The sequence below is a fragment of the Blautia sp. MSJ-36 genome (assembly GCF_018917985.1).
Taxonomy (GTDB): Bacteria; Bacillota; Clostridia; order Lachnospirales; family Lachnospiraceae; genus Blautia_A.
Genome location: NZ_JAHLPQ010000023.1, coordinates 1 through 25,368, shown reverse-complemented (window position 1 = coordinate 25,368; position 25,368 = coordinate 1). Strand labels below are relative to the sequence as shown.

The 25,368-nt window shown below is 45.0% G+C and carries 22 protein-coding genes and 1 tRNA gene; 19 read left to right on the top strand and 4 right to left on the bottom strand.

What is annotated here, in order from left to right:
- Positions 1-159: 159 nt before the first annotated feature.
- Positions 160-2,277 carry a glycoside hydrolase family 13 protein gene (locus KQI39_RS13415; protein ID WP_216418949.1) on the top strand — a complete coding sequence of 706 codons (2,118 nt, stop codon included), beginning with the start codon at positions 160-162 and terminating at the stop codon, positions 2,275-2,277.
- A gap of 64 nt (positions 2,278-2,341) precedes the next feature.
- A complete protein-coding gene (locus tag KQI39_RS13410) occupies positions 2,342-2,701 on the top strand; it encodes an Hpt domain-containing protein (protein WP_021976407.1) in 360 nt (119 codons plus the stop codon).
- 90 nt (positions 2,702-2,791) lie between these two features.
- On the opposite strand, the gene KQI39_RS13405 is transcribed toward KQI39_RS13410, so the two are convergent.
- Entirely contained in the window at positions 2,792-3,103 is a 312-nt protein-coding gene (locus KQI39_RS13405) for an ArsR/SmtB family transcription factor (RefSeq protein ID WP_021976406.1), read from the bottom strand.
- 62 nt (positions 3,104-3,165) lie between these two features.
- The gene (locus KQI39_RS13400; RefSeq protein ID WP_253293187.1) at positions 3,166-5,862 is read right to left on the bottom strand and encodes a heavy metal translocating P-type ATPase; all 2,697 of its coding nucleotides are present in this window, start codon (positions 5,860-5,862) and stop codon (positions 3,166-3,168) included.
- A 234-nt stretch (positions 5,863-6,096) separates the two neighbouring features.
- Between KQI39_RS13400 and KQI39_RS13395 the strand changes: the two genes are divergently transcribed.
- The 3 genes from KQI39_RS13395 to KQI39_RS13385 all read left to right on the top strand — a co-directional run bounded on the left by KQI39_RS13395 (position 6,097) and on the right by KQI39_RS13385 (position 9,691).
- The gene (locus tag KQI39_RS13395; RefSeq protein ID WP_021976404.1) at positions 6,097-6,852 is read left to right on the top strand and encodes a LamB/YcsF family protein; all 756 of its coding nucleotides are present in this window, start codon (positions 6,097-6,099) and stop codon (positions 6,850-6,852) included.
- A gap of 148 nt (positions 6,853-7,000) precedes the next feature.
- Positions 7,001-8,335 (top strand): dicarboxylate/amino acid:cation symporter, encoded by a 1,335-nt coding sequence (locus KQI39_RS13390; protein WP_148447280.1) that lies wholly within the window; start codon positions 7,001-7,003, stop codon positions 8,333-8,335.
- Positions 8,336-8,509: 174 nt separating this feature from the next.
- Positions 8,510-9,691: a pyridoxal phosphate-dependent aminotransferase gene (locus KQI39_RS13385; protein ID WP_148447278.1), complete on the top strand. Its 1,182-nt coding sequence runs from the start codon at positions 8,510-8,512 to the stop codon at positions 9,689-9,691.
- 127 nt (positions 9,692-9,818) lie between these two features.
- Here KQI39_RS13385 and KQI39_RS13380 read toward each other — a convergent pair whose 3' ends face one another.
- Positions 9,819-10,742 (bottom strand): LysR family transcriptional regulator, encoded by a 924-nt coding sequence (locus KQI39_RS13380; RefSeq protein WP_148447276.1) that lies wholly within the window; start codon positions 10,740-10,742, stop codon positions 9,819-9,821.
- 165 nt (positions 10,743-10,907) lie between these two features.
- Here KQI39_RS13380 and KQI39_RS13375 point away from each other — a divergent pair, with 165 nt between their 5' ends.
- The 4 genes from KQI39_RS13375 to KQI39_RS13360 all read left to right on the top strand — a co-directional run bounded on the left by KQI39_RS13375 (position 10,908) and on the right by KQI39_RS13360 (position 14,385).
- Entirely contained in the window at positions 10,908-11,591 is a 684-nt protein-coding gene (locus tag KQI39_RS13375; protein WP_118062161.1) for an RraA family protein, read from the top strand.
- A gap of 82 nt (positions 11,592-11,673) precedes the next feature.
- On the top strand, positions 11,674-12,408 hold the full coding sequence (gene pxpB, locus KQI39_RS13370) for a 5-oxoprolinase subunit PxpB (protein ID WP_148447274.1): 735 nt from the start codon (positions 11,674-11,676) through the stop codon (positions 12,406-12,408).
- A gap of 16 nt (positions 12,409-12,424) precedes the next feature.
- Positions 12,425-13,375, top strand: coding sequence for a biotin-dependent carboxyltransferase family protein (locus tag KQI39_RS13365; protein WP_148447272.1), 951 nt, complete (start codon positions 12,425-12,427; stop codon positions 13,373-13,375).
- A gap of 44 nt (positions 13,376-13,419) precedes the next feature.
- Positions 13,420-14,385 (top strand): D-2-hydroxyacid dehydrogenase, encoded by a 966-nt coding sequence (locus KQI39_RS13360; protein WP_148447270.1) that lies wholly within the window; start codon positions 13,420-13,422, stop codon positions 14,383-14,385.
- 475 nt (positions 14,386-14,860) lie between these two features.
- Here the strand turns inward: KQI39_RS13360 and KQI39_RS13355 are convergent.
- Positions 14,861-14,942 (bottom strand) — tRNA-Tyr (locus KQI39_RS13355).
- A 195-nt stretch (positions 14,943-15,137) separates the two neighbouring features.
- Between KQI39_RS13355 and fba the strand changes: the two genes are divergently transcribed.
- The 10 genes from fba (at position 15,138) to KQI39_RS13315 (ending at position 24,829) form a co-directional block, all read left to right on the top strand.
- Complete coding sequence (gene fba, locus KQI39_RS13350) at positions 15,138-16,001, top strand: class II fructose-1,6-bisphosphate aldolase (protein WP_118071041.1); 864 nt, start codon at positions 15,138-15,140, stop codon at positions 15,999-16,001.
- A 276-nt stretch (positions 16,002-16,277) separates the two neighbouring features.
- A complete protein-coding gene (locus KQI39_RS13345) occupies positions 16,278-17,606 on the top strand; it encodes an ABC transporter substrate-binding protein (protein ID WP_118062163.1) in 1,329 nt (442 codons plus the stop codon).
- 118 nt (positions 17,607-17,724) lie between these two features.
- Positions 17,725-18,573 (top strand): carbohydrate ABC transporter permease, encoded by an 849-nt coding sequence (locus KQI39_RS13340; protein ID WP_118169248.1) that lies wholly within the window; start codon positions 17,725-17,727, stop codon positions 18,571-18,573.
- Positions 18,573-19,409, top strand: a complete 837-nt coding sequence (locus KQI39_RS13335; RefSeq protein WP_021650827.1) for a carbohydrate ABC transporter permease — start codon at positions 18,573-18,575, stop codon at positions 19,407-19,409. The genes KQI39_RS13340 and KQI39_RS13335 overlap by 1 nt, the downstream gene beginning before the upstream one ends.
- 89 nt (positions 19,410-19,498) lie before the next feature.
- Positions 19,499-19,792, top strand: a complete 294-nt coding sequence (locus tag KQI39_RS17445; protein ID WP_253293186.1) for a response regulator transcription factor — start codon at positions 19,499-19,501, stop codon at positions 19,790-19,792.
- Positions 19,789-20,433 (top strand): hypothetical protein, encoded by a 645-nt coding sequence (locus tag KQI39_RS17440; RefSeq protein ID WP_253293185.1) that lies wholly within the window; start codon positions 19,789-19,791, stop codon positions 20,431-20,433. The genes KQI39_RS17445 and KQI39_RS17440 overlap by 4 nt, the downstream gene beginning before the upstream one ends.
- Positions 20,430-21,035, top strand: a complete 606-nt coding sequence (locus tag KQI39_RS17435; protein ID WP_330654057.1) for a helix-turn-helix transcriptional regulator — start codon at positions 20,430-20,432, stop codon at positions 21,033-21,035. Before KQI39_RS17440 ends, KQI39_RS17435 begins: the two co-directional genes overlap by 4 nt.
- Positions 21,010-22,713 (top strand): sensor histidine kinase, encoded by a 1,704-nt coding sequence (locus tag KQI39_RS13325; protein ID WP_216418945.1) that lies wholly within the window; start codon positions 21,010-21,012, stop codon positions 22,711-22,713. Before KQI39_RS17435 ends, KQI39_RS13325 begins: the two co-directional genes overlap by 26 nt.
- The gene (locus KQI39_RS13320) at positions 22,703-24,406 is read left to right on the top strand and encodes an extracellular solute-binding protein (RefSeq protein WP_216418943.1); all 1,704 of its coding nucleotides are present in this window, start codon (positions 22,703-22,705) and stop codon (positions 24,404-24,406) included. Before KQI39_RS13325 ends, KQI39_RS13320 begins: the two co-directional genes overlap by 11 nt.
- Positions 24,407-24,553: 147 nt before the next feature.
- Positions 24,554-24,829: a metal-sensing transcriptional repressor gene (locus KQI39_RS13315; protein ID WP_148447262.1), complete on the top strand. Its 276-nt coding sequence runs from the start codon at positions 24,554-24,556 to the stop codon at positions 24,827-24,829.
- Positions 24,830-25,368: the final 539 nt, after the last annotated feature.

Genomic DNA, 25,368 nt, shown 5'->3' with positions numbered 1-25,368 from the left:
TACCTTCTCCAAAAAAGGCAGCCTAACCAGCTGTCTTTTTTACTGCGTAAAAATAAAAGCGGAAACATGGAGAAAACCGGTAGATAAACTTGCGATATGGAAAAAATTAAGATAATATATTTAAGAGAGTGGTACTAAAAACGGAATGAGGAAAATAGAATGTTATATGAAAGCATGGAGACAGCAAAGAAGATGCAGTATATACTCAATATGAGTCCGGTATTAAATAAAGACGCGATGTTCAGCGATGGAACAGAATATTACCGGACACCTGTGGAACCGCGGGAGGGCGATACAGTTACGATCCGTTTTCGTACCCAGCGAAATAATGTGGACAACGTCTGTCTTGTGCATGACGGGGAATATCTGGAAATGAAACGGGAGAAGACTTCCGGAAGTTTTGATTACTATACTGCACAGATCATAATGGGAAAAGACATTGTGCGCTATTATTTTGAAATCCGTTCAGGGCTTGTTACCTGTTATTACGATACAAACGGTGTCAGTACCAGGCATGAGGAACGGACAGAATTTGAGATCTATCCGGATTATCATGTGCCGGAATGGCTGAAGGGTGCGATCATGTACCAGATTTATGTGGATCGTTTTTATAATGGAGACCCTTCCAATGATGTGGAAACCGGAGAATACTCTTACATCGGGGATATTTCCGTGAAAGTGGATGACTGGGGGAAAATTCCTGCAGTCATGGGTGTCCGGGAATTTTACGGCGGTGATCTTCAGGGAGTTATGGATAAACTGGATTATCTGCAGGAGCTTGGAGTGGATGTGATCTATCTGAATCCGGTGTTTGTTTCCCCGAGCAACCACAAGTATGACTGTCAGGACTATGACCATATTGATCCTCATATCGGAAAGATCGTGGAGGACTGTGACGGCCTTTTAAGCCCCGGAGACCGGGATAACAGCCATGCGCTTAAGTATATCCGCCGTGTGACCGATAAACGGAATCTAAAGGCCAGCAACGAGCTTTTCCGGGAACTTGTGGAAGAAATCCACAGGAGAGGAATGAAAGTGATCCTGGACGGGGTATTTAACCACTGTGGATCTTTTAATAAATGGATGGACAGAGAACGGATCTATGAAAACCAGGAAGGATACGAAAAGGGAGCCTATGTTTCGGCGGACAGCCCTTACCGTTCTTTCTTCTGTTTCCGGGATCAGAATCGCTGGCCGTATAATCCTACCTATGACGGCTGGTGGACTCACGATACGTTGCCGAAACTGAATTATGAAGACTCTGAGGAACTTTGTCAGACGATCCTTGATGTAGGCAGGAAATGGGTTTCTCCGCCGTATAACGTAGACGGATGGAGACTGGATGTGGCAGCGGATCTGGGCCACAGCAATGAATTTAACCATCACTTCTGGAAAGAGTTCCGAAAGGCGGTAAAAGAAGCCAATCCCAATGCGGTGATCCTTGCGGAACATTACGGAAATCCGGAGAGCTGGCTTCTTGGTGATGAGTGGGATACAGTTATGAACTACGACGCTTTTATGGAGCCTGTAACCTGGTTCCTCACCGGAATGGAGAAGCACAGCGATGAGTACCGGGAGGACCTCTACGGTAACAGTGAGGCCTTTATCGGTGCCATGAAGCATCATATGCGGTCACTGCACATGGGAGCTCTTTACGGGGCCATGAATGAGCTTTCCAACCATGATCATTCCAGATTCCTGACAAGAACCAACCACAGAGTAGGAAGGCTTTCCTATGCAGGTGCAGAGGCGGCATCCGCAGGCATTAATCCTGGGATCATGAGAGAGGCGGTTGTGATCCAGATGACGTGGCCAGGTGCACCTACGGTATATTACGGGGACGAGGCCGGTGTGTGTGGCTTTACAGATCCGGATAACCGCAGAACTTATCCCTGGGGAAAAGAAGATCTTGAGATGCTGGATTTTCATAAACGGATGATCTGTATACACAAGGCATATCCGCTCCTTGCAAAAGGTTCCCTGGAGTTTCTGTGGAACGATCATCAGGGCTTAAGTTATGGCCGCTTTTCTGATTCTGAGCAGATCATTGTGATCATCAATAATCAGGATTATGAGAGAGATGTGAGGGTAACAGCCTGGAAAACAGGTGTAAGCCGGAAAGAAGCGACAGCTTTTCAGCGCCTGATGCTTTCTTCCAGAGATGGCTACACAGAAAAGGCAGAGGAATATATTGCGGATGCGGGAATCCTTCATGTGAGAATGCCTGCATACGGAGCGATGGTACTTTACCACAGAGCGAGAGAGAAATATAAATAATGTACAGGCCAGGAAACAGACCGTGAAAATACGGAGGATGCCTGATGGAAAGGAGAAATATACAATGACAATTGAACAGTGCTATAGTGCGATTGAAAGTAATTACGAAGAGGTGCTTGGACGTTTTGCGGGAAACAAAATGCTGGTAGAAAAATTTGCCAGAAAATTCCTTGATGATCCAAGTTATCAGACACTTGTCGATACCATGGATAAAGCGGATTATGAGGAAGCTTTCCGTGCTGCCCATACATTAAAGGGTGTTTGTGCAAATCTGGGATTCACACAGCTGTTTAAAGTTTCCAGTGATCTGACAGAAGAACTCAGAGGCGGTGCTCCGGATGAGGCAAAGCTGCCGGAACTTCTTGAAAAAGTGTCTTCTGAGTATAAAAAGACGGTTGATGCTATTAATTGTGTAAATGAATAAAAAAAGCCGGAACTGAACGTTATTTATAAAAAAGCCGATCTGCTATTTCCATTGCTGGAAAGCGGATCGGCTTTTGGTGCTTTTTATGTTTTATTCTTCTGTTACGTGTTCCAGACCCTGATTCATGATGGTTGCCACGTGGCTGTCTGCCAGGGAGTAGAAGATTGTTTTTCCATCTCTTCGAAATTTGACCAGTGACATCTGCTTCAGCACACGAAGCTGATGAGAAATCGCACTCTGTGTCATGGAAAGCCGGTCGGCAATATCCTGCACACAAAGTTCTTCTACAGAAAGCGCATACAGGATACGGATCCTGGTAGGATCACCAAAGACCTTGAACAGGTCGGCAAGCCGGTAAAGCGTATCATCATTGATCGGGTAATCGATATGTGGTTTCTTCATTTGCGTATCCTCCAAACTATTAACTTCTATTGTAGCTGAAAAAACCGCACCGGTCAAATTCTTTATTTTTTATACAGGATACGAATGGAATTCAGCACGCAGATCATGGCAACACCAGTGTCTGCAAATACGGCCATCCACATGTTTGCGTGTCCGGCAAGACCAAGGATCATAACTGCGATCTTGATCACAAGGGCGAATACCACGTTCTGCCATGCAATGCGGTTTGTGTTCCGCGCAATGGCGATGGACTGCGGGATAGCGTCTACATTGGAATTCATAAATACAGCATCTGCAGCCTCGATCGCAGCATCTGCACCACTTCCCATGGCTGCGCCTACATCAGCGCCAGCAAGAACAGGAGCGTCATTGATTCCGTCGCCGACAAACATAACCGTTCCGTGTGCCTCACGGACTTTTTTCAGGGCATTGAGCTTATCTTCCGGAAGAAGTTTGGCATAGATTTCATCGATTCCGGCATCTTTTCCTACGGCCTTTGCACTGTCTTCGGAATCTCCGGTAAGCATAACTGTGTGAAGACCGAGTTTTTTCAGGGAAGCAATGGCTTCTTTTGCATCTGGTTTGATAGTATCGGAGATCAGCATATATCCTGCAAAAGTTCCGTTTACAGCCATAAATACTTCAGAGCCGTAAGAGGCTTCTTTTAATTCTCCGATGGTGACGCCGAATTTATCCATCAGCTTGCGGTTTCCACAGAGAACTTTTCCCTCCGACATTTCTGCGACAATTCCATGTCCGGAAATTTCTTCCAGAGAGATCGGTTTTTCAAACTGGATTCCGCGTTCTTTTGCGGCAGCTACAATACTGTTTGCAATCGGATGTGTGGAGTTCTGCTCGCAGCCTGCACACATGGAAAGAAGTTCGTTTTCGTTATATTTACCGGCAGTTACAACTTTCTGAAGCTGGAAGTTACCTTCTGTGATGGTTCCGGTTTTATCCATAACTACAGCGCCAAGGTTGCTTAATCCCTCGATGGAAAGGCCGCCTTTGAACAGGATTCCTTTCTTGGAACCGGCACCGATGCCTGAGAAGAATGCAAGCGGGATACTAAGTACAAGAGCACATGGGCAGCTCATTACCAGGAAGGTGATGGCTGTGTAGATCCAGTAATGCCAGTTTCCGGTTACAAGGGATGGAATCAGTGCTGTTGCAACAGCGATTCCTACAACACAAGGAGTGTACACTTTTGCAAAACGTGTGATAAAACGGTCGATCTTCGGTTTACTTGCTGCTGCATTTTCTACAGAATCCAGGATACGTGTGACCATGGACTCTTCGAGAGGTTTTTCCACGCGGATCTTTAACTGGCCGGAGGTATTTACACATCCGGAAGTGATCTCGTCACCCTCGTTTACAGCAACTGGTACAGGTTCACCTGTGATTGGTGATGTGTCAATACGGCTGCTTCCTTCGAGGATCACGCCGTCAAGAGGAATACGGTCGCCAGGGCGGACCAGGAGAACATCACCAACCTGAGCTTCCTCAGATGGGATTACCTGAATGTCATCGCCAACAATAAGATTTACAACTTCCGGGCGGAGGTCAACAGCGTCCATGATCTGTCCACGGCTTCGCTCAACAGCTTTTTCCTCAAAAAGCTCACCGATACGGTAGAAGAGCATAACGCCTACGGCCTCTGCAGAATCATTGATAGCAAAAGCAGCAAGGGTTGCAACACTCATCAGGAAGTTTTCATCGAAAACCTGTCCATGGGAGATGTTTTTGGCTGCTTTTACAACGATCACACCGCCAAGGGCCAGGTATGCAATCATGAATACCGGAAGAGTGGCAGTAGTTGCAAATCCTTTATGTTCCATGATTTCGCCGGCAACAAAGAGGATCGCACCGATGATAATACAGATTGTGTCGATCTTTTCTTTGGAAAAAGTTTCTTTTTTGCCAGCTGCGTGAGTTTCGGATGCAGCTGTCTGCGTTTTTGGCTTCGGATCTTTTTCTTTTACGACAACTTCGGATTCGATGGAAGTACAGATCTTGCGGATCTGGTCAAGATAGCGGTCCGGATTTTTTGCAGTGACACGGAGCTGCTTGGTAGCAAAAGTGATGGTAGCTTCGGAGATACCGTCGAGATCTGCAATCTGTTCTTCCATCTTGGAAGCGCAGTGAGCACATCCTAAGTTCTCCAGAAGGTAGATCTTGGTTGTCACGTCAGCAGAAGCGGATGGTTTCGGATTTCTCGGAACAACTTTGACTTCGGATTCAATGGAGGTGCAGATCTTGCGGATCTGCGGAAGCAGAGCATCCGGATCAGCAGCGTTTAAACGAAGCTGTTTGGTGGCGAAAGTGATGGTTGCACTTTCTACGCCGTCAAGATGCTGGATCTGTTCCTCCATCTTGGAAGCACAGTGAGCACAGCCCAGGTTCTCCAGGATGTAGACACGTTTTGCGGATGCTGTGCTGTGGGAGTGCTCGTGGTTGTGGTCGTGATCCCCGCAACCACAGCCGCAGTGGTCATCGTCGTGATGATGGTGATGATGTTCATGCTCGTGATCATGATCCTCGCAACCACAGCCGCAGTGGTCATCGTCGTGATGATGGTGATGATGTTCATGCTCGTGATCATGATCCTCGCAGCCACATCCACAATGCTCATCATCGTGGTGATGGTGTTCTTCATGTGCATGTTCCGCATGCTCATGTTCATCGTGATGGTCGTGGCCGCAACCGCAGCCACAGGAATCCGTGGACTCCATGGAATTCTTCTCTAATTTCTCTTCCATATGAAATCTCCTTGAAATTTATATGAATATATGATTGAATGTTCATATGACTATTTAAGCATATGTTTTATCGGATGTCAATATCTTTTTCTAAAAAGAATAAAAGAAATGTAAAATCTATTACAAAAGAAATATAGAAAATATTAATATATTCTGAAAAAATAATCTATTTTATTATTCTTGTTTAACATGTTATACTTTCAACAAGTAAAGAAAAGAAAGGAAGGTAGCAACATGTACAGTATTGACTTAAACAGTGACATGGGTGAGAGCTTTGGCGCATACAAGCTGGGCGGAGACGAAGAGATCATTAAATATGTCACAACAGCAAATGTAGCATGTGGCTGGCATGCAGGCGATCCAATGGTAATGGATAAGGTAGTCCGCATGGCAAAGGAACGTGGCGTTATGGTTGGAGCCCATCCTGGATATCCTGATCTTCTTGGCTTTGGACGAAGAAAGATGGTTCTCTCTCATGATGAAGTTAAGAATTACGTCAGATACCAGATCGGAGCACTGGCTGCATTCACAAAAAGTTATGGAATGAAGCTTCAGCATGTAGCTCCACATGGAGCAATGGGAAATGCCTGCCAGTATGACGAGGACATTTCCACCGCAATCTGCGAGGCAATCTGTGAGTATGACAAAGATCTGATCGTTTACTACTGTGCAGGAGCAGTTCTCGGTGATATCGCTGAGAGCAAGGGACTCCGTACAGCATCCGAGATCTTTGCAGACCGTGCATACATGGATGATCTTTCTCTTGTACCGAGAAAGATGGAGGGATCCATGATCACAGATGAGAACATTGCCATCGAAAGATGCGTGAAGATGATCAAAGAAGGTAAAGTCACATCCATCAACGGAAAAGAGCTTGACATCAAGGGTGACACACTCTGTGTACACGGAGACGGACCAAAAGCACTTGCTTTTGTACAGAAGATCCGTGAGAAATTCACAGAAGAAGGTATTGAGATCAAACACTTATAAAAACTAAATAAAGTACATTCACATGAGAGATAGAATGCCGGATAAATCAAAGGAGATTTAATACAAGGGATTACTGCGTTGATTTGTCCGGCTCTTTTTATATGAAAATGTGTACTTTTTTAGGATAAGAAAGGAAAGGGTGGAAACTATGGCAAAAGAGAAAAAACAGAACAACATAGTAAGAAACATGATGATCGCTCTGGTCGGCGGTCTGGTCGTAGGACTTGGATTTATGCTTCTGAAACAGCAGATGTCTGAGGGAACATGGAACGTGATCAATGCACTTCTGTTCCAGGATATCACAGCAGATCAGGGCTTCCATTCTATCGGTCTCTTCTACATTATCGGACAGCTGTTCATGAGAGGACTGCAGATGGCAATCGTACCGCTGGTACTTGTATCCTTAAGCCTTGCAATGTGCAGTATCTCCAGCTCTTCCAAGCTGGGAAGAATCGCAGGACGTACATTGATCGGATTCTTTTGTTTCTATGTAGTAGGCGCATGCATCGCAGGTATCGTTGCATTTGCAATGAAATCCGCAGGCTTCTTCAATGTTAAGCTTCCGGCAGAGGCAGTTACAGAGGCTGCAACACTGGATCAGTTTAACCCGCTTGCAACGATCGTAACAGCAGTTCCGTCCAACATCGGAACCGCATTTAGCAGCAACAACAGTATCCTTGCAGTTGTAGTAGTAGCAATTGTTCTCGGACTTTGCATGAACGCACTTGGTGATAAGGTAGATCCTCTGAAAAAAGTTCTTGAAAATTTCAGCGACATCATTAACCTGTACCTTACATTCCTGATCAACAAGGTTGGTCCTGTTGCGATCTTCTGCCTGATCTCCCGTACATTCGCAATCTACGGAGCAGAGTATCTGGCACCGGCAGCCGCTTACATTGTAGGTGCTATGCTGACACTGTTTGTACTTGTAGTTACGCTTTATCCGATCGGTATCGGCCTCACAACAGGCTTAAGCCCGATAAAATTCCTCAAGAAGATTGCAAAGGTCGGTGTATTCGGATTCTCCACAAACTCTTCCGCAGCATGCCTTCCACTGAACACCAGAACATGTCTTGATGAGCTTGGATGCTCTAAGGAGATCACAAGCTTTGTACTTCCTACAGGTATGACCATCAACATGAACGGAACAACAGTTATGCATATGTTTGCAGTAACATTTATCGCAACAGCATCCGGAATCGACATCACACCTGCAAACCTGATCACAGTCGCATTCCTTTCCATCTGTGCGGCAATGGGCTGCCCGGCAATCCCGATCGCAGGTACAACCCTGATCGTAACGATCCTTTCCGGTATGGGCTGGACATCTGATCTCTGCATGATCGCATATGCACTGGTTGTAGCGATCAACCGTCCGGTTGAGATGGCGCTTCTTCCACTTAACGTAATCGGTGACGCAACAGTCAACGTTATCGTTAACAAGAAAGAAAATGAGCTTGACGAAACCAAATATAACGCGTAAGTAAATATAAAAAGTCTTAATATTATACATACAAATTATTAAATTGACTTAATATTACTACGATGATACCATTTAAGCGTATAGTTGAGACATCAGCTATACGCTTAAATATTAAATGCAGTAAAAACAGCGGAATATCCGCAGAAAAATAAAAGGGTTCAGGAGGAAATGAATATGGAGTACAAGACAGCGAAAAGAATGGAATGCCTTCCGTTTTCCGGTATCCGTGCAGTAATGGAAAAAGCAAACAAAATGCAGCAGGCAGGAGAGAAGATCATTCACCTGGAGATCGGACGTCCGGATTTTGATACACCGGAGAAGATCAAAAAAGCAGCAAATGAGAGCCTTGCAGCAGGACATGTATTTTACACATCCAACTATGGTATCCCGAAACTGAGAGAAGCCATTGCAAAATGGGAGAACGAGAACCATGGTACAGATTATGAGGCATCTGAAGTCCTTGTAACCGTAGGTGTTGGTGAAGCTACTTTTGCATCCATGGACGCTTTCCTGGATCCTGGAGATGAGATCCTTGTTCCGAACCCGGTATGGCTGAACTACATCCATGTTCCGTCAGCACTTGGCGCAGTTCCTGTAACATACAGCCTGAAAGAGGAGAATGATTATCAGATCGACTTTGAGGAGATGGAGTCCAAGATCACAGACAAAACAAAGATGATTGTAGTTGTTAACCCGAGTAACCCGACCGGTGGTGTATTCTCCAGAGAGACACTTGAGAAATTAAGTGAGATCGCCATCAAACATGATCTTCTTGTGATTGCAGATGAGATCTACAGCCAGCTTGTATATGATGGAACTGAGCACGTAAGCATCGCATCCCTTCCGGGAATGAAAGAGCGAACCATCACATTAGGAGGCTTCTCAAAAGCTTACTCCATGACAGGATGGAGACTTGGATATCTGTGTGCACCGGTTGGAATTATCCAGGCTTGTGTACGTGTTCATCAGTATACCGTTACCTGTGCATCTTCTTTCGTACAGGAAGCAGCACTTACCGCATTAAGCGACTGTGCAGAAGATGTTGAGGCAATGAGAAAAGAGTATCAGAGAAGAAAAGATTATGTGGTAAAAGCACTGAACGAGATCGACGGAATCAGCTGCAACAATCCACATGGTGCGTTCTACATCTTCGTAAATATCAAGAGCCTTGGAATGACTTCCATGGAAGTTGCCGAGTACCTTCTTGACAATGCAAAAATCGCTCTGGTACCTGGTTCCGCATTCGGTTCCGAGGGAGAGGGATACTTAAGAATTTCCTACGCATGCAGCTATGAGGATCTTCAGGAAGCATGTGCAAGAATCAAAAAAGCAGTGGAAGAACTGAAAAACAAATAATGAAATAAAAAATATCCACCGCTTTTTGTGGCGAAAAGCGGTGGATGAAAAATCCTGGTATAAATAATATATAAGAAGAAACGGTAAAGCTAAGAAGGTTCCCAGCCGACTTATGCTTGCCGTTTTTTTATTTCTGTCGTTCCCATACCTGACCGATGGGGAAGGACGGGGTGGATTCTGAAAGAAATTCATCCAGAGCATTTTCAAAGAATTCCACGGCACGCTTGCTTGTGGATTTCGGATATTTATGCTTGATTTTGTAGCATACACGGTTCGGCGGCGTGTTTTTCAGCTCGCTGATAAAAATCGGCCGGTAGTGGGAAAGCTCCAGGATCACGGACTGAGGTGCAACCATCCAGTTTCCCGGCTTTTTCCAGAGGCGGTCAAGAAGTGTGATGGTATCAGCTGCAATGTGAGGCCTGGATGCGGAAGAAAGCCATCGGTCGTGCCAGATCTGGTAATTATCATCCCAGCTTAAGAAAAGTTCCAGGGATGGATCGAGCTCATCGGTATGTACGGAAGGTGCCGGAATGGATGGCTGGTCTGACTGCACCAGATAAAGCTTTTCTTCGAAGATTTTTTCTGTTATGATGTTCTTGTAATGCAATTTGTGGTAAACAAATCCGATATCAATGCTGTGTTCACCGAGGAGCCCGTAAAGCTCTGAGGAGTGATGGGATTCGATGTTCAGATCCAGCTTGGTCTGCTCATTTAAGATCCGGTCATACAGCGGAGCAAAAACCGCTACATTCAGACTGTCGGTACATCCGATGGTAAGAAGCAGGGAATCCTGGTTGCGCTGCAGCTCCATGGTTTCTTTCCAGAGGGACATCCAGCGTTCCGCAAGGATGATAAAATCCGTTCCCTTGGCAGTCAGTTCCACCTGTTTGTGACCTTTTTGACGGATCACAAGGGGAAAACCAAGCTCGTTTTCCAGAGAAGTGAGCCGGTGGCTGACCGTAGGCTGGGAAAGAAAAAGAAGATCCGCTGTACGGGTGATGCTCTTGGTATTTACGATGGTGAGAAAGGTTTCGATTTCAGCAAGATTCATAGGAACAGCTCCTTTTCTTTGGTATTGTCTATAAGAATTGAGTAAGTTTCAGTAATATAAAAATTATTTATATTATACAGAGAAATTATTCGTTATTCAATAGTAAGCTTGTATGATATGATAAATACAACTTAAAAAGAAAATCAAAAGAAGAGAGGTTTTCATATGTCATTAGGATGTAGAATCAGACGAAACTTTGAAAGACCGTCAAAAGAATTAGTAGAAGCATTCCGTGGAATTCCGGTTGCAAATATTGATGATAACTGTGGAAGGATCGCTGCTGTAGACTCCAGCATTTATCCACTGAACCCGAAGGCAAGACTTCTGGGAACCGCATTTACAGTAAACGCACCGGCAGGAGATAACCTTCTGTTCCACAAAGCTCTGGATATGGCTCAGCCAGGAGATGTTATCGTTCTTGCAAACAAAGGAAGCATGAGCAGAGCACTTTGCGGTGAGATCATGAGCAACTACGCAAAATCCAGAGGAATCGCAGGAATCATCATCGACGGATGTGTTCGTGACAGCTACACATTAAGCCAGATGGATTTCCCAGTATATGCAAAAGGCATCACACCTAACGGACCATACAAAAACGGCCCGGGAGAGATGAATTTCCCGGTATCTTTCGCAGGAATCGTGATCAATCCTGGTGATATCATCGTCGGAGACTCTGACGGACTTCTGGCAATCAAACCAGACGAGCATACAGCAGAGCTTGCAGAGATCGCAAGAAAGTATCATGCAGGCGAGGAAAAACAGCTTGAGGGAATCCTGACACGTGGTGAGTGGCCACGTCCATGGGTTGACGAAGCTCTCAAAAAAGTCGGATTTGAATTTGTAGACTAACCGAATAAAAGATACATGCAGGAAGGTCTGTCACCACGTATGACGGGCCTTTTTGTCAAATAAAGAACGGAGGTATATCTGAATGGATGTGAAGTTCCTGATCGCAGGAGACAGAGCAGTTTCCGTTGAATTCGGCAGCGTGATCAGCCTTGAAGTCAATGCCAAGGTACGTGCGCTGGATGAAAAATTAAAAGAATCTCCAATTGAAGGCATGGTGGAAACAGTTCCTACCTACTGTGCGCTGATCGTACATTACCGCCCGGAGGTGATCCGTTATTCCAAACTGGTGGAAGAACTGGAGAAGAGAATTGCAGACATGCACGAAGTTTCCACAACAACCAAAAAAGTTGTAAAAGAGATCCCGGTTTATTATGGCGGCGAGACCGGACCGGATCTGGAGTACTGTGCAGAGCTTGAGAATACTACTACGGAGGAGATCATCCGCAAGCATTCCCAGCATGAGTACTATGTATATATGCTTGGTTTTGCACCGGGACATCCGTATATGGCCAGATTTGATGAGCCGTTCAGCTTTAAGAGAAGAACTTCTCCGCGAGTGAAGATCCCGGCGAGATCCATCGTAGTTCAGCTGGCACTGTCTGATTTTATTCCTTTTGAGCAGCCTTGTGGATGGAATATTATCGGAAGCACACCTCTTGATATCTGCAATTTTGCAAAGGAAGATCCGTTCCTTGTACGTGCCGGTGACTGGGTAAAACATGTTCCTGTCACAAAAGCAGAGTATGATCAGATCCGAAGAGACGTGGAAAACGGTACCTATAAAGTGAAAACCTATACACCACAGGATAACGGTTGAGAACGGAGGTCATGATATGGGAATTACAGTTGAAAACGGCGGAATCCTGACCACTGTTCAGGACGAGGGAAGATTCGGAAATCAGGCATTTGGTGTTTCAACATCCGGTGCCATGGACCCGAGAGCTTTCCACATTGCCAATCTGCTGGTAGGCAATAAAAAAACAGAGGGTGCTCTGGAGATGACTTTTATCGGACCAACCCTTACTTTTACCAGTGATAATATCATAGCGGTGACAGGTGGAGATCTGACACCGATGCTGGATGGACAGCCTTTTCCGATGTATAAGGCAGTTCTTGTAAAAAAAGGCCAGAAGCTGATGTTTGCAGGTGCCAGAAATGGAAGCCGTGGATATATCGCTTTTGCAGGCGGCCTGGATATCCCCCTTGTAATGGGAAGCAAGTCTACACTGCTTCGTAACCACATTGGTGGTGTTGAGGGAAGAAAGCTGGAAAAAGGTGATACCATCGAGTTTACAGCACCGAAGACAGAACTTCCGAATATGGAGCTTCGTCATGTGCCGGCGGAAGTTTATCCTTCAGATGAAGTGGTTCTCCGCGTGGTTCTGGGACCTCAGGAGAATGAGTTTACAGAAGAGGGTGTCCGCAAGTTTTTCTGGTACAGCGGTACCATTACCAATGAGTTTGACCGTATGGGATGCCGTATTGAGAGAGAACCGGTAGAGCATGCCGGTGATGGTAATATTAATACAGATGGTATTTCCATGGGATCGATCCAGGTTCCGTTAAACGGACAGCCGATCATCATGCTGGCTGACCGTCAGAGTACAGGCGGCTATCCGAAGATCGGTACTGTGATCACGGTGGATTTTGCAAAGATTGCCCAGGCCCGGCCTGGACAGAAGATCCGTTTTATTGAGGTGAGCCTGGATCTTGCCCAGGATCTGTATATCCGTGAGCTGAATGAAATGAATGCTCTGGATGAACGACTGAACGGAAATAATTAATCATACATACCACAAAAATTTTTTTAAGAAAGGTGAGTACGAATATGAAGATTGTTGTATTGGATGGCTACACAGAGAACCCTGGAGATTTAAGCTGGGACGCATTAAAAGAGCTTGGAGATGTTACGGTTTATGACAGAACTTCCTATGAGGAGTCTCCGCTGATCGCTGAGCGTATCGGTGATGCTGAGATTGTTATCATCAATAAAACTCCGATCTCCAAAGAGACGATTGATAAGTGCCCGAACATGAAGCTGATCGCTGTTCTGGCTACCGGCTACAATGTTGTTGATTACAATTATGCAAAAGAGAAGGATATTCCGGTTGTGAATGTTCCGACTTATGGTACCCAGATCGTTGGTCAGTATGCTCTTGGTCTTCTTCTTGAGATCTGTTCTCATTATGGTCATCATGATGAGACTGTTAAGGCTGGCAAATGGGAGAATAATGATGACTGGTGCTACTGGGATTATCCGATGATCGAGCTTTATGGAAAGACTGCCGGTATCATTGGTCTTGGTAGAATTGGACAGGCTACTGCCAAGCTTCTGAATGCTCTGGATATGAAGGTTCTTGCTTATGATGCTTATCAGAGTGAGGCTGGTGCGAAACTTGCTGAGTATGTTTCTCTTGACGAGCTGTTTGCACAGTCTGATGTGATCTTCCTTCACTGCCCGCTTTTCCCGGAGACAGAGGGTATGATCAACAAAGAGAATATCGCGAAGATGAAGGATGGTGTTATCCTTATCAACAACAGCCGTGGTCAGCTGGTTGTTGAGCAGGATCTTGCGGATGCTCTGAACAGTGGTAAGGTTTATGCTGCTGGTCTTGATGTTGTTTCTACTGAGCCGATCAAAGGGGATAACCCGCTTCTTAAGGCTAAGAACTGCATCATCACTCCGCATATTTCTTGGGCTGCGCAGGCTTCCAGACAGAGAATTATGGATATTACGGTTGATAATATCAAGGCTTTTCTGGCTGGTAATACAGTTAACAGAGTTAATAAATAAGTATTTTTCGATGTTTCGATTTCCTATGTATGATGTGTGAGGGAAAGGCGGCTGTCTCGGTTTGGGGTGGCCGTCTTTTTCTGTGCATGGAAGGAGTGTGCGCAGGGTGGAAGGAGCGTACGCTAGGATGGTGGAACGAACGTACGCCGGGGATGCCACATCCCCGGCTGAAACTCCAACCGCAAGGGACGGAAGCGGACGTTTGCGTCCTGTCCTGAATTGTGAAAACGTGGCTGTATCGGCATAACGCCTCACATGCAACACCGAAGAATACAGCAACCAGTTCGGCACAGCGTCCCACGTCCAACACCGAAGCATACAGACAAAAGTCAACACCCTCCCGTCCTCCACAACCAAGAACTCCTTAAAAAAGGCCCAGGGGTGTGCAGAGGGGCGCGGCCTTGTGCCCCTTTGCGGTTTCCTTTTTCACAAAAAAATAGCCCCTACATCTCAAAGATGTAAGAGCTAAATTCGCTGGATGGAGAAGGATTCGAACCTTCGAAGGCGGTGCCAACAGATTTACAGTCTGCCCCCTTTGGCCACTCGGGAATCCATCCGTGAACAACAAGTGTATTATATATAACATTTTTTAAAATTGCAAGCTTTTTCTCAAAAAAAATAAAATTCTCACAACACCAGCATTTTTGGCAAAACACTGGACTTACCAAAAGAAATCTGCTATTATGAGTACGGTTGGATATAAAGGACACGGTTCTTTTCCGTATCCTAATACAGGTTAGGAGGATTTTATCATGTTAGTAAACGCAACAGAAATGCTGAAAAAAGCAAAAGCAGGCCATTATGCAGTTGGTCAGTTCAACATCAACAACCTTGAGTGGACAAAAGCTATCCTTCAGACAGCTCAGGAGCTCAACTCTCCGGTTATCCTTGGTGTTTCCGAGGGTGCTGGTAAATATATGACAGGTTATAAGACTGTTGTAGGTATGGTTAACGGTATGATGGAGGAGCTGAACATCACTGTTCCGGTTGCTCTTCATCTTGACCACGGCAGCTACGAAGGATGCCTGAAATGTGTTGAGGCTGGTTTCTCTTCCATTATGTTCGATGGATCTCATTATCCGATCGATGAGAACGTAGCTAAGACTAAAGAGCTGGTTAAGATCGTTGCTGAGCACAACATGTCTCTTGAGGCAGAGGTTGGTTCCATCGGCGGCGAGGAAGACGGTGTTATTGGTATGGGCGAGTGTGCTGATCCTAAGGAGTGCAAGATGGTTGCAGATCTTGGAATCAACTTCCTTGCAGCTGGTATCGGTAACATCCACGGAAAATATCCGGCTAACTGGAAAGGCTTAAGCTTTGAGACTCTGGATGCTATTCAGCAGCTGACAGGAGATATGCCGCTTGTTCTTCACGGTGGTACAGGTATCCCGGCAGACATGATCAAGAAAGCAATCAGCCTTGGTGTTTCCAAGATCAATGTTAATACAGAGTGCCAGCTTGCATTTGCAGAGGCTACACGTAAATACATTGAAGAGGGTAAAGACCTGCAGGGTAAAGGATATGACCCACGTAAGCTTCTTGCACCTGGCGCAGAAGCAATCAAAGCTACTGTTAAAGAGAAAATGGAGCTTTTCGGATCTGTCAATAAAGCATGATGAATCGAAAATAATATATGAAAGAAGCCGGAATGGGAGCAAGCCTGTTCCGGCTTCTTTTTTCATGATAAAATGTCAATATTTTCACTATATAAAAAAATCAACATGTTTCTTGGTTTTTTTATATAGTGAAAATGACCTCTTCGATTTACAATAACATCAAGTTAATCGAGAAGCTGATTTGAAGCTTATCGGTCAGAGATATGCAAAAGGGACGTTTTAAGCATATCTTCAGAACAAGTTGAATATCATTTAAGGTAAAGGAGAGGTACGATTATGAGAATGAAAAAAGCAACAGCATTTGGTCTTGCAGCATTAATGGCAGCTACCATGATCCCGGCAGTTCCGGCTATGGCAAAGGGGGATGACAGTGAAGGCTCTGTTTATTATCTGAATTTTAAACCGGAGCAGGCAGATCAGTGGTCAGATCTGGCAAAGAAATACACCGATGAGACTGGTGTACCGGTTACCGTTGTTACAGCTGCTTCCGGAACTTACGAGTCTACTCTGAAATCAGAGATGGCCAAGGATGAGGTTCCGACACTGTTCCAGGTTAACGGACCGGTTGGACTTGCATCCTGGAAGGATTATTGCTATGACCTGAAGGACAGCGATGTTTACAAAAATGTAGAAAGCGATGATTTTGTACTGAAGGATGACAGCGGTGCAGTTGACGGTATCGCCTATGTAATTGAAACATATGGAATTATTTACAACAAAGCGCTTCTTAAGAAATATTGTGAGATGGATGGCGCTGTGATCAAGTCTGCAGATGAGATCAACAATTTTGAGACATTAAAGAAGGTTGCAGATGATATCCAGGCTAAGAAAGATGACCTTGGAGTTGACGGTGCATTTACTTCCGCAGGCTTTGATTCTTCCAGTGACTGGCGATTCAAAACACATCTTGCAAACCTTCCGATCTATTATGAGTACAAAGAAGACGGAATCACATCCACAGATGCGATCAAAGGAACCTATCTTGACAACTTCAAGAACCTGTTTGACCTTTATATCACAGATTCTACCTGTGAGCCAAGCCTTCTTTCCAGCAAGACTATCGATGACGCAAATGCTGAATTTGGTCTTGGAGAGGCTGTGTTCTATCAGAATGGAACCTGGGCTTATGATAGCATCAAAGATAACGAAGTAGCAGACGAGGATATGGGAATGCTTCCAATCTATATTGGTGTAGATGGTGAAGAGGACCAGGGACTTTGCACAGGCAGTGAGAACTACTGGTGTGTAAATAAAAAAGCAGATGAGAAGGATATCCAGGCAACTCTTGATTTCCTCAGTTGGGTTATCACAAGTGATGAAGGAAGAGAATCTATAAGCCAGGAAATGGGATTTACAACACCATTCAAGACCTTTGATGAGAATTATGAGTCTACAAATCCGCTTGTAAAAGCAGCCAATGAATATGTAAAAGCTGGTAAAACTCCGGTTTCATGGAACTTCACAACCATGCCTTCTGAAGAGTGGAAAAACCAGGTCGGCAGTGCAATGCTTGAGTATGCACAGGGTACCGGCGAGTGGGATGCTGTGAAAACTGCATTTGTTGACGGATGGGCAAAAGAGTACAAAGCAGCAAATGAAGGCTGATAAGGTATAACTGAAACGTGATCACGAAGGGGTGGGCGGTTTCCGCCTGCCTCTTTCAATGAAGGGAGGATGCGTAAAGTAGGGAAGGATGCATCCTCAGGAGAAAGGAAGAGAAAACATGCAGAATAAGATGATGAAAAAGTATTTTCCGGTTTTTGTCCTGCCTACCCTGCTGGCATTTACCATTGGATTTATCGTTCCCTTTATCATGGGCGTATATCTTTCCTTCTGTAAATTTACCACAGTAACGGATGCAAAATTCGTGGGATTACAGAACTATGTGAAGATTTTTACTGAGGATGGAACCTTTGGACATGCATTATGGTATACTACTGCATTTACGGTTGTATCAGTTGTTCTGATCAATGTGATCGGTTTTGCAGTTGCGTTGCTTCTGACCAAGAAGATCAAAGGAACCAATGTATTTCGTACTGTATTTTTTATGCCAAACCTGATCGGTGGTATTATCCTTGGCTATGTATGGCAGCTTCTGTTAAATGGTCTGCTTCTTCAGATCAATAAAACACTTACATATTCATCAGTTTACGGATTCTGGGGTCTTGTGATCCTGATGTGCTGGCAGCAGATCGGATATATGATGATCATTTACATCGCAGGTATCCAGAATATCCCGGGTGAACTGATCGAGGCTGCACAGATCGATGGTGCGAACAAAGGACAGCTTCTGAAGCATGTGATCATTCCTATGGTCATGCCGTCCATCACCATCTGTACTTTCCTGACACTTACCAACTCCTTCAAGCTTTTTGACCAGAACCTTGCTCTTACAAATGGTGAGCCTTCCAATATGTCAGAAATGCTTGCGCTGAATATTTTCAATACCTTCTATGGACGTACCGGATGGGAAGGTGTAGGACAGGCGAAGGCCGTGATCTTCTTTATACTGGTTGGAGCAATTGCCATGATCCAGAATCGTCTCACAAGAAGTAAGGAGGTACAGCAGTAATGAATAAAAAAGTAAAATTCAGCGGTCTGTGGACTGCGATCCTGAGTGTGGTATCTGTTGCTTATATTTTCCCGATTCTTCTGGTTTTGATCAATTCTTTTAAGAAAAAAGCATACATCAGTCGTTATCCTTTTGCAATCCCAACGGATAAAATGTTCGTAGGTCTGGAAAACTATGTAAATGGTCTTACAAAAACCGGATTTTTCCAGGCATTTGGATGGACATTATTTATCACAGTATTTTCGGTTGCGGTAATTCTGCTCTGTACCTCCATGTGTGCCTGGTACATCAACCGTGTTACCAACACGCTGACAAAAACCATGTACATGCTGTGTCTGTTTTCCATGGTCGTACCATTCCAGATGGTAATGTTTACTCTTTCCAAGATCGCAAACATTCTGAAGCTGAATACTCCGTGGGGACTGATCATCATTTATCTTGGATATGGAGCAGGACTTGCGGTATTTATGTTCAGCGGTTTTGTAAAATCCATTCCGATCGAGATCGAGGAAGCTGCCATGATCGATGGCTGTACCCCGATCCAGACATTTTTTAAAGTGGTACTTCCGGTTATGAAACCGACCTGTGTAACTGTAGCGATTCTGGAAACCATGTGGATCTGGAATGATTATCTTCTTCCATATCTGGTACTTGATATCAAGAAATATAAAACCATTTCCATTGCCATCCAGTATCTGAAGGGCGGTTACGGAACCATTGATATGGGAGCGATGATGGGCGTTCTTGTCCTTTCCATCATTCCAATCATTGCCTTCTATCTTGCATGCCAGAAATATATCATTGAAGGTGTGGTTGCAGGAGCTGTTAAGGGCTGACAAATTAGTTGAATAATGTTAAAATGAAAGAAAAACGGCCTGATCTGCGTGCTTTTACGTGGATCAGGCCATATTTGGCGAGGTGAGGAATGTACAGAGTTTTGGTGGTAGATGACGAAAAACTGGAACGGGAGGGAATCCGATTTCTTCTGTCCATGGAAGAAGGTGAATGGGAAATTTATGAGGCAGCCAATGGCAAGCTGGCATTAAATGAATTGAGAAAGCATCCTGTGGATCTGATGCTGACAGATATCAAAATGCCTCATATGGATGGTCTGGAGCTTTCAAAAAAGCAAGAGAGGAATATCCGGATCTGGAAATTATCATTTTCAGCGGTTATGGAGATTTTGCTTTTGCCCAGGAGGCGATCCGCTATGGTGTGACGGATTATGTACTGAAACCGGTGGATCCGGACCGCTTTCATGACACCATACAGAAAATTCAGAAAGAGATCGCATCACGGAAAAATAAAGAGCAGCAGTCCATAAAAGAAAAAAGTTTTCTTCAACAGTATTTTCTTCAGAGTTATCTTTATTCTGGTGACCGGGAACGTCTGAAAGAAGCGGAAGGGATTGTGGATTTTGCCATCTGGGAGCAGTGGCACTGTGCAATCCTTATTGAATCCGATGAATCTTTTTTTGATTCTGCCAGTGATGAGGTGCCTCTTGAGATCCAGGCAGAACTTCGCCGGTCTTTTTTCTATCTGAATCTCAATGGCCGTCAGTCCCTGCTTCTTTTTAAAGATGTGTACTGTGATTATGTCCTTGTGGCAAAAAATGTCTATAATCTTCTGAAGCGCCTTCATCCTGTTCGCTTTCATCTGGCTGTAAGCCGGCGTTTTGACGGATATCAGGAACTGCCGGAAATCATGGAACAGCTGGAGCAGCAGATGGAAGAAAAATTTTATCATCCGGATATCCATGTCTACACCAGCGAGGAGGACGAGGAAAAAAATACCGGAGAAGAGGAGCAGGATTCCAGGCTTATGGAAAAAATCTCAGAAGATATTTCCAGAAGGATGTGAAGCAGCTGTGGAGCCATTTCCGCAGCCTGGCATCCAAATATCAGTCCAATACCCAGTTTTCGGCCATGTATGTGAAATTTGTTTTTTCCAATGTGATAAGGGAGCTGTTTCAGGAGAATCGTTTTGCCGGAGAGCATAGGCTGGATATGGAGGTGGATCATCTGTATGGCTGTTCTACCATTCAGGAGATCATTGAGGTTACAGAAAAAAATATCCGCCAGTACGAGGAGTTCCTGGACCGTTCCATGAGCGAATCCAGAGATGAGGTGGCAGCAGTCAAAAATTATATTTACAATCACTATGCGGAAGATCTGAATCTGGAAACACTGGCAGAAAAAGTATATCTTTCTTCCGGCTATCTCAGCTTTATTTTCAAGAAGGAGACGGGGATGAACCTGAATCGTTTTATCCGTGTGTTCCGCATGGAAAAGGCCAAGGAGCTTCTACGAACCACCAACATGAAAGTAGCCATGGTCAGCGAGCAGGTAGGATTTGCCAATTCTTCGTATTTCTGCCGGAGCTTCCGGGAATATTACGGAAGCAGCCCGGAGTCCTATCGGAAAGGAAACAATGAGGATGAAGAGTCTTCTGAAGAAGTATAATAATATGAAATACCGGTACAAGCTGACAAATCTTCTTGTGGTGGTATCCCTGGTGCCGATGACTGTGTTGGCATTGTATAGTCACAGTCGTATGAGTAGTCTTGTACGGAAAAATGAGATGGAGGATATGTACTCCATTCTGGAGCAAACCAGAGAAAACATTGACGGGCAGATCGAAATTTATGCCAGCCTTTTGAATTATCTTACCTATTCTCCTGAAATCCAGGAGGTGATCTTCAACAAAGATATGGATCGTTATACTGCATATGAACAGTATACGGAAGTTGTGGATCCGCTGTTGACGGTGCCGAAATCCTACCACGAAGCAATTCTGGGGATACATCTTTTTGCAGAAAGCATTCCCGTGCGCCATGAATATACCTTGGCTCCACTTTCAGAGGTTGATGGGGAATGGTGGAGTGACAAATTAAATAATACCGTGACGGTTCAGTGGATCGTGGACCGGGATAATCGTCAGATCGCGGCAGTCAGGGAAATATATGATGGTAAGATCAGGGAGGCTGTGCTCTGTATTTCGTTGGATTACGGAAAAGTATTCCAGCCTCTGGCTAATATTATTGAACGGAATTCCGGAGGCTTTGTGGTGGATGATCAGCAAAATATCGTCTATCATGGAGAAAATCTGGCGGCCAGTGATATTTCAGCACAGAAAGAAACCGCAAAAAAGCTGGATCGTCTGAGGGAAGAATATACTTATGTCAGCAGCAGCGGACATGAAACAAGATGGACCTATTATTTTTACAAACCTCCGGCTGTGATCGAGAGCTCGGTTTCAAAAGTATTGATCAGTGAGATCCCACTGATCGGCTTCTGTGTTGTGATCATCATTGTGCTTGGAATGACGTTTTCCAAGCTGTTTACCAGAAAGATTGAGCAGCTTACCAGAAATATGGAACAGGTGAACCAAGGAAGTCGTGAAGTTACGGTTTACAGTGATTCCGGAGATGAGGTAGGACAGCTGGTGAGAAGCTTTCACCATATGATGGATGAGATCAATCGACTGATTGAAGAAGTGTATGAAAACAAGATTGCCCTGAAGGAATTTGAACTGAAAGCGCTGACTGCCCAGATCAATCCACATTTTCTTTATAATTCCCTTTCTATTATAAACTGGATGGCGATTAAGAGCCGACAGAAGGAGATCAGCCGTGTGACTCTGGCATTGTCTACATTTTACCGGACAGCACTCAGTAAGGGAGCAGATATGGTAACTGTGGAAACCTGTATCCGGAATATTGAAGCTTATCTGGAAATCCAGCTGATCATGCATGACAATGATTTTAAGGTGGAGTGGAAGATCGATCCATCTGTGCAGCAGGAGCTGGTTCCGAAGCTTGCCCTGCAGCCTATCGTTGAGAATGCTCTGGAGCATGGCCTGGATGTGAAGGAGGAAGGGGAAAAGCTTCTGAAGCTTTATTTCTTTGAAGAGAATGGGGATGTAGTGATCCGGGTTGAAGATAACGGAATAGGCATGGAGCAGGAGCAGGCAGAAAAGCTGCTCACATATCAGGCAAAAGGCTATGGCCTTAAAAATGTCAATGACCGTATGTGTATCTTATATGGAGAAAAATATGCCATCCGGATCCTGAGCAAGGTAGGTAAGGGGACAAGCGTTGATATGAGGATCCCGAAAGAGGTGAAAAAAGATGAGACTTAGTCTGGGAAAAACAGTGGTGTTTCTGAGTATGTTACTGAGCCTGACACTTTTGACGGGGTGTTCTTTTGAAACTTCAGAAATGAAAAAAACAGATGTGGATGTTCTGCCTGAAAAGAACCGTAAGAGCTGGGAACAGGCAGAAACCTCGCCTCTGGGGAGATATCCGGAGCTTGTAACCTATACTCTGGGACAGATGAAAGGGGCTAATAATTCTAATCTTCCGGACGGGCAGACTTATGAGGATAACGCATATACCCGGTATCTGAAAAAGACACTGAATATTCAGAATAAGAATGTTTTTATGGAGAGTGAGGAACGGTATGACGAAGCTTTGAACATCCTGGTCAAAGACCGGAATCTTCCGGATATTTTTCTGGTGTCTGATAGGGAAACTCTGGAAGAGTTGGTTGAAAATGATCTCATCGAAGACCTGACGGGAGTATACAAAAGCTGTGCTTCCGATAGAATAAAGGAGATGTATGAGAGCTATGGAGAGGAACTTCTGGCATCCGGGACTTTTGACGGAAAACTGTATGCACTTCCGGAGACTGCCATTGATGACGGACCGCAGCTTTTGTGGCTGAGACGTGACTGGATGGAACAATTGGGACTGAAAGAGCCGAAGACCCTGGACGAGGCGTTTTCTGTGATCCGTGCATTCCAGGAGAACCGGATGGGTGCAGAAGAGGGCGAAGATCCTGTGGGTCTTGTCTGTGATCCGGGGCTTGTGGGTACGGTCAGTACCAGCTATTCGGTGGATTCTGTGTTTGAAATGTTCGGTGCGTATCCCCAGCAGTGGATCAAAAATGCAGATGGAGAAATTGTCTACGGTTCACTGACGGAGGAGACAAAGGAGGCTCTGGGGTATTTAAGGGAGCTTTATAAGCAGGGGATCTTGGATCCGGATTTTGCTTTACGTGCACAGAATAATATCCGTGATCTTGTAGTGAATGGAAAATGTGGAGCGTTTTTTGGTCTTTGGTGGACTCCGAATAATCCGCTTATGGATGAGTACCGGAAGAATAAAGAGGCGGACTGGGAGCCGTATTATCTGACTGCGGATGCAAAGCGGACCGTGGAGGTATATTCTACGTTTCGGGATAATAAATATGTAGTTGTGCGTAAAGGGTATGAGCATCCGGAGATTGCAATGAAGATTTTGAGTGTGTTGTTTGATCATTCCAGATATGAGGCAGAGGATGCGGATGAGATGAACACTTATTTTGCACTGAATGTGGATCCTACAGCGCGTCCGCTGATGATCAATGTGGATTATAATGAGGCTACCTATATAGTGACAAAGCATATCCGTGAGGTTCTCTACAGTTCTGGTGATGCGAAGACGAGGGAGGATCTCAGTGCCATTGAGGTTTCTTATTTTGATGCGTGTAAGGAATATCTCGAGGCGGATGTGCCTTCGGTGGAGGCCTGGGCGGCGTACAAGTCCAGGATCTCAGCGGTGGGGCTTTTGGTGGATGCGAATTACCGTGCTCCGGAGAAAAAGTATCTGGGGGATGGTGACGGGGAGATTCCTCAGACTTTGCGTTTGCTGGAGAAGAATGCATTTATCCAGATTATTATGGGGAGGATGCCTGTGAGTTCTTTTGATTCTTTTGTGGAAGATTGGTATCGTAAGGGTGGAGACAGTCTTACGGAGCGGGTCCGGGAGGGGATTGCGGTTTGTGATGAGTGAGGGTGTGTTTGGGTGTCTTTTTGTGTGGTGTGGTGAAAAACTTGACAAGGTGGGGTGGGTTCTTTAATATAAAAGTGACAGGAACAGTTGGTGGCTTTGGAGCGCGGATGTCTGCTGACTGTGATTTTTGATATTGGAGGTAATAGTATGAAGCAGTGTATGGACTCGGAGAACCTTCACAGGAGACTTAAGAAGATCGTTGGGCAGGTGCAGGCGATCGATCGGATGGTGGATGAGGATATTCCGTGCGAGGATGTTTTGGCTCAGATCAATGCGGCGAAGTCGGCTTTGCATAAGGTTGGGCAGGTTGTGCTTGAGGGGCATATCCAGCATTGTGTGAGAGATGGTATTGAGCATGGGGATGCGGATAAGACGATTGAGAATTTTACTAAGGCTGTGGAGAGATTTGCGAATATGAAGTAGGTGGGGCTTCTTTTGGCTTGGGTGTGAGGATTTTGGTTTGTGTGAGAGTTTGCAGGGAGTGTGCGGAGCTTCCTGCTTTTTTTGTGGGGAGAAAGGTGGGAGAGAAAAGCGGACGCCAGAGGGAGAGGATATCGGTTCGGGCAGGGACTCCGTCGGGGGGATATTGCTGGTTCCGGAAGGTGGAGAGAACACCGTACGCCAGAGGGAGAGGATATCACCCCTCCTCCGCAACAGCCCGAACCGATATCCTCTCCCTCTGGCTGACACTTCCAGCCGGTAGGAAAAAAGATAAGACCCTTGCAGGGGACGGAAGCGGACGCGGGGCGTCCTGTCCTGGAAATTGAATTGGGGCTTTGGGATGAAATTTCGAAAAATCCAAAAAATTTGAATTTTATGGTTGACAAGCATAACTCCCAGTGTTATTATAACTGAGCTGTCGCAAATAATTGTTTTTGAAAAACAAACAATTAAAAAGAATTTCAGAAAAATGAAATTCACAGTTGACAAAAGACAGAAGATATGATAAAGTATTCAAGTCG